We start from the raw sequence: 929 nt of genomic DNA, 5'->3' as shown, positions 1-929 counted from the left end.
GCGGCGCAGCATCCAGAAGAACACCGGGCCGCCGACCAGCGAGGTCAGCATGCCCAGCGGCAGGTCCGCGTTCTCCACCAGGGTGCGGGCGCCGAGGTCCGCGGCCAGCAGCACCACCGCGCCGCACAGCGCGGCGGCGGGGATCAGCACGCGGTGCGCGGGCCCGAGCGCGATCCGCATCAGGTGCGGCACCACGAGGCCGACGAACAGGATGATGCCGGTGAACGCGACCCCGGAGCACACCAGCACGGCGACGATCACGATGGCGGCCTGCCGCACCCGTTCGACGTCGACACCGAGATGCCGCGCGACGTGCTCGCCGAGGGCGAGCAGGTCCAGCTTCGGGGCGAGCACGACGGCCGCCGCGATCCCGCCCAGCGCCAGCGGCGCGACCACCGCCACGACGTCCCACGTGGCCCCGCCCAGGCTGCCGAGCTGCCAGAAGACGATCTGGTCGCGGGCGGCGGGGGTGGCGACGAAGGTGAACAGGGCGATCAGGCCGCCGGCGAACGCGTTGACCGCCACGCCGGTGAGGATGACCGTCACCACCTCGGTGCGGCCCTCGGAACGCGAGAGCACGTACACCAGGCTCGTGGTCAGCAGACCGGTGGCGAACGCGGCGCCGGCCAGGGCCCATCCGGCGGTGAACGCGCCGCCGAGCACGATCGCGGCGCACGCGCCGACGGCGGCGCCCGCGGACACGCCGATCACGCCGGGCTCGGCCAGCGGGTTGGCGAACACCCCCTGCAACAGGGCCCCCGCGCAGCCCAGCGACGCGCCGACCAGGACGGCCAGCACCACCCGCGGGAACCGCACCTCCCACAGCGTGACCTCCCCGGCCGGGTGGGCGGGCAGCGGCCCCAGGTCGAGCCCGGCGCGGTGCAGCACGCTGCCGATCACCTCGGCCGGCGACGTGGGCACCTGCCCGA

Annotated in this window: 1 protein-coding gene; it reads right to left on the bottom strand. The window is 75.5% G+C overall.

The features are described from left to right. The coding region (locus tag CQZ88_RS20770; RefSeq protein WP_102800227.1) for an iron ABC transporter permease at nt 1-929 on the bottom strand (929 nt) is incomplete at both ends.

It is taken from the genome of Rhodococcus sp. ENV425 (genome assembly GCF_002887785.1).
Lineage (GTDB): Bacteria > Actinomycetota > Actinomycetes > Mycobacteriales > Mycobacteriaceae > Rhodococcus > Rhodococcus aetherivorans.
This window is presented reverse-complemented; position numbering and strand designations above follow the sequence as displayed.